This is a genomic window from Nitrosopumilus sp. b1 (assembly GCF_014078545.1).
Taxonomy (GTDB): Archaea; Thermoproteota; Nitrososphaeria; order Nitrososphaerales; family Nitrosopumilaceae; genus PXYB01.
Map to the genome: position 1 here is coordinate 1 of NZ_MU078756.1, position 5592 is coordinate 5592.

Annotated in this window: 1 protein-coding gene; it reads right to left on the reverse strand. The window is 37.2% G+C overall.

The genetic code is table 11. The features are described 5' to 3' along the window. The coding region (locus C6988_RS10405; RefSeq protein WP_342752390.1) for a LamG-like jellyroll fold domain-containing protein at positions 1-5592 on the reverse strand (5592 nt) is incomplete at both ends.

Below are 5592 nucleotides of genomic sequence, written 5' to 3' on the forward strand. Positions count from 1 at the left end.
GTTGATGTGGTGATAGAGTCATCAGCAGTAGCTGTGTCTGTGAATATTCTTGCAAATGAGGTGGATGTGGTGATGGAGTCAGCTGTGGATGCAGAGTCAGTTATGGATCGATTAAAGGAAATAACTCCAAGGGAAGAATCTGCTGTAGATAGTGTATCTGTCATTGCACGTATGAATGAGGTTGATGTGGTGAGGGAGTCAGCTGTGGAGAGAGAGTCAGTGAATAGTCTTGCAAATGAGGTTGATGTGGTGAGGGAGTCAGCTGTTGATGCAGAATCAGCGAATAGTCTTGCAAATGAGGTGGATGTGGTGATAGAGTCATCAGCAGTAGCTGTGTCTGTGAATATTCTTGTAAATTGAACGGAGGCAAGCAAGGAATCTGCTGTAGATAGTGTATCTGTCATGAAGCGGTTAAAGGAAGTCGATGTGGTGAGGGAGTCATCAGCAGTAGCTGTGTCTGTGAATATTCTTGCAAATGAGGTTGATGTGGTGATGGAATCAGCTGTGGAGAGAGAGTCAGTTATGGATCTGCCAAATGAGATTACACGAGATACAGAGTCTTGTGCAGATAGTGTATCTGTCATTGCACGTGTGAATGAGGTGGATGTGGTGAGGGAGTCAGCTGTGGAGAGAGAGTCAGTGAATAGTCTTGCAAATGAGGTGGATGTGGTGATAGAGTCAGCTGTTGATGCAGAATCAGCGAATAGTCTTGCAAATGAGGTTGGTGTGGTGATAGAGTCAGCTGTTGATGCAGAGTCGGTGATGGAACGAGTAAAAGAGATATCAGCAGACAAAGTATCTTGGGAGCTTACCGAATCAGTCATTTCCCGTGTGAATGATGTTGGTGTGGTGAGGGAGTCAGCTGTGGAGAGAGAGTCAGTGAATAGTCTTGCAAATGAGGTTGGTGTGGTGATAGAGTCAGCTGTTGATGCAGAGTCGGTGATGGAACGAGTAAAAGAGATATCAGCAGACAAAGTATCTTGGGAGCTTACCGAATCAGTCATTGATCTAGTAAATGAACGAGAAACCACTGATGTATCTGATGTAGACAAGGAATCAGATATAGATCTAACAAATGAAGTGGACAAGTCAAAAGAGTCGCCAGTGTTTGTAATGTCTGTCATTGATCTTGCAAATGAGATTTCTTTAGAAATTGAATCAGATGTTGATGCAGAATCAGCAATTGTTCTTACAAACAGATTTCCAAATTCTGCAACTTGATATCCAATGGTAAAGCTTCCTGTACTATCACCTCTTGTAATGGTAACCTCATTTGCTGCAGTAAGTTCAAGTGTTGCTTGAAGCCTATCAATTGCACCACCAGTAGTGGTGTCGGTTCTACCCGTACCACAACCAAACGGACTGCATACAGTACCAATAGCCAATGTTTTGGACATGTTTCCCACAGATGTTATAGTATCAGCAGTTGTGCTAGTACCAGAAGCAAGAGTAACCAATTCGTGTTGTATCCTTGCAGTATATTCAGGAAATTGCACCAAAGTCCAATTGATGTCTACTGTATTGGAGTCTGCAGCATTTCTTTGGAACACAATGTTGTTGCTAGCATCTAAAGTAGCACTAATGTAGCTTGTACTAGGATCATATGTAAAGCCAGTATCAGATTTTTTAAACGATGTGAACAGTAGTGTTCTATCCCTATCTACTGCAGTAAAGTCCACACCACCAGTCAAAGTTCGGGTAGTTCCCGAAACGGCTATTGTTGTTTGTCCCCTTTGTACTGAGACGCCAGAATCATTCCAATCTACAATTCCCAAGTAATCGTCCTGGGGTTGAGAATTTGGCCCAGTGTTTACTTCCCATTGCCATTGTGTGCTACTGATTATCCTCGCTCTGTCAAGCTCTTCAGTACCAATTGTGGTATCTCCTCCATCATGAGTATGTCCTTGAAACCACTCCATTGATTCAGTTGGCTCAATTGTTGCACCAATGTTTGCAGTATGTAATGTAACCGCAGCAGATGTAGAAGTTCTTGTGTTAGATAGTTGGTACGATATCATTGAAGACTGCGCATCATATTCAGTTATGTAACAGACAAATGGTGTTTGAGTTGGGGTGGTATTTGTTGTCGCATGAATTCTAAGTGTTGACGTGTTCAGTATTTCCCAAGCTTTAAAGATTGCGGCATGAGTATTCTCCCCAGCATGTCGAAATGAGCATAATGCATAAGCTTTGTTTGCATTGACAAGATTTGGAGTGATTGTAAAGTCTTGTGTAGAGCCAGCAGAGGTGTATGTTCCTGTTACTTTAGTAACACCTAACACTCTGTTTGCAAATGCCATATTGTGTGCATAACCTACATCGTTTCCAAATTGAAACTTTAAGTGATGCTTTCCAGATGTTAATACCTTACTTGTTTCACTACCAGTTTCATAACATGAATAATTTTCTACAACAACCGAACCATTTACCCACTGATGTGAAACTATATTTTCTCCACATTTAATATCAATAAATTCTAGATCATCAGGTGCAGACTCACCAAAAGTTGTTCCATCAATTGCAGAGACAGTTAAGGTTGCATTTCCTACGGTTGTAAAGTTAACTGTCCAATAGCCACCAACCAAAGGATAAGATTGAACATTGATGATGTTAATTTCAGCTTCTACTTCAAATTCTTGTTCAGATAATTGTGGAACTGTCCATTGCATTCTATCGGCAATTCCGTTTGAATCTGTATCTACAAATTGGATATTAAATCTAGGATCAAAAGTCACATCAACTTTTGTATCATTAATCATCCAATGTAATTTGAAAGCAATATTTCGTTGTACGAGATATTCAGGGAGGTCAGTGTATGTTTTGACATTGGTATAATGAAGTGTTGAGTTATGTGCCACAGTAACGTTTCGTTGGAATTTTGAGCTTGTGGAATAGTCATTCTCTATTTTGTATGGTGCAGGGGTGACAAATTGTATTAGTAATTCCTTTTCTGATTTGGTTTTGTTTGTGGTTTTTTCATGATTATCTTCATTGAGATTTAATTTTGTATCATTAAAAATCAGGAATTTTGATGGTTTTTCGTGTTGTTTGACATGTTTTAGATCTTTCAATACCGCAAGATCTAATGATGCAATATTAGTTGCGTTGATCTTTTTGGCAAATTTTTCTATCTTCTCTAGTTGTTTTTGGATTCGCTCTTCTAGCTTTTCAGATAAATCATTGGATGGGTATTCTTCATCAATCTCATTTTCTTCTAAAATTGTGATTAATTCTGAAGGAATTACGGACATTGTTTTGTTCTCATTTAGTATCTCAACTTCAATATCCTGGGCATCGGCAGGGATTTCGACAAGTACAGAATCAATCGAATCAGTATCATTAACTAAAATAGTTTGTGTCCAAATCACAATCTTTCCAATTTCTATATCATTATGAGTAAGGAGTGACAGGTTTTTCCTTGCTTCTACAATTTCTTTGCCATTTAGGAATAGTGAGAGTTCATCATCTAAAACAAGAATATCGCTATGATATGGAAAAAGAGGGTTTTGAGTATAAACTGACTCGCTTATAGAGATGTTTTCAACTAAAATAATCTGATGTGAGACATCAGAATTGAAAACATAATGTGAATCAATTCCCAAGGACTCGTAAATGCTGACTGAAATTTTCTGCACAGGTATAGTGACTAGGGAATCACCCAGTACAAGGGATTCTTGTAATTGTATTTGTTTTAAGGAATCATTTGTTTTGTTTTCTGGTATACCTTTGTCAAAAGGTATACCATATTGTTCAATTGTTATCGAAATATTTTCGGATAAGGAAATTGTATACCAAGAAATTTTTTGTGGATTTTGTTTCAAAACATATGCGTCAAATTCTGATTGGATCTGCTCCTTTGTCAAGGCCTGCTTGTACACAGATGCATCGCCAATCACACCTGAAAAGTAATTTGAGAATCTAGGTTCATCCCTTTGTGTGTTAATTAATGCGCCAATTACAATATCGGATTGAGATGTTACAGCATTTGCGTGTGTTATATTTAATTTTCCTTGTGAGAAGGAAATTTGTTCTGGAAGGTTGGCAGTACCCGCGAGCGTACCGTTCACATATAATGATATTTTTGTTTTGTTAATTACACCTACAACGTGTGACCAATCATTAATTTTTTGTTCACCCGTGATGGTGGTCCAAGATATTCCATCAAATACAGAGAATTTAGCCACTCGCTCAGGTGGAATTAGTTTATTCACAGATAAAACAAATGAATTTTCTTTTCCAACAATAGTGAATTCTGAGGAACCTTGTGTGTAATTGGGTTTAATCCATGAGGAAACTGTTAGTGTGGATACATCGTTGTTTAGGTTCTCCTCATTTGCCGCAATAATTTTAGGCTCGGTTCCGTTTGTAGATAATAATACGCCCTCAGTCTGCATGTCAGTGGAATTTGTAATCGATTCAGGAAGAATTGATACGGGTTCATCAAAGATTTGTTGTTCAGGATCAAATAGGGAAATCCTTGTTGTAGGTGTATTTGCAGTGAAGATTAGTCGAATATCGTTTGGGGTTAATTGTGAATCATAAAATTCCACATCAGCAATCATTCCAGAATAAAGATTTTCGGCAGAATGTTTCATGTCCGGAGTAACTGCAGCTCCAATTACAAGATCATTTTGTGATGTTATCTCATCAACAGTTTTGATGGAAATTTGACCATCAGTTGTAATGTAAGGGATTCCATTTACAGGTATTGAACCCTCAATTGTTCCGTTTACATAAATTGCAATTGCAGATTTGTTAAAACTGGCAGCAAGATGTGTCCAACCATTTGTTATTTGAGATTTTGATTCAATTGATGTCCATTTAATTCCATCAAACACAGAGAATTTTGCAATTTTTTGAGGAGATAAAACATTGTTAATTGATAAAACAAAGGATTTTGCTTTTGAGATAATTGTAAATTCATCAGATCCTTTTGTGTAATCGGGTTTAACCCAGGCAGATATTGTCATGTTAGTGATATAGGTTGTCGTATTTGTTGGAATTGTTTCAGCAAAATCATAATCTCCATCCAAGATTATTGTTGTTAGGTCTGTTTCAGTATCGTTTTGGATTTTTGCATCACCAATTAACTCAACGTTATCTGTTTGATTTTCATTTATCCAGGATTCAGTTACGTTTGGTAAAATGATTTTAACAGGATCAATTGGTAAATGAAATAAAAATCCTAGATTTTCCCGTAGTGTTTGATCATAATGGTGGATCTTATGTTCAATCAATACATCATTAAGATATAGGTTTAAAGAATCCTGTATTGATAATTTTTCAGATATACCACTCATTGTTACATTATTTATTTTCAGCAAAAGATTATCCATTATTCCCAAATCAGATAAAATAGTGAAATGTTGATGTGATTCGTGTAGATCTATTTCAGAATGAACATAAACATTTTCTGAAAGATAAATGTGTTTTTCATTTGGATTAATTTTATCTGTATGTAATGAGTTGTCAATTGGAGAAAGATGTTCAACCAAAATGATTTGTAATGATGAATTAGTTGTGCTGGTGGGTTGAGGTTGTGCAGTAACGTTTGATGGTTGAGGTTGTGCAGTAACGTTTGATGGTTGAGGT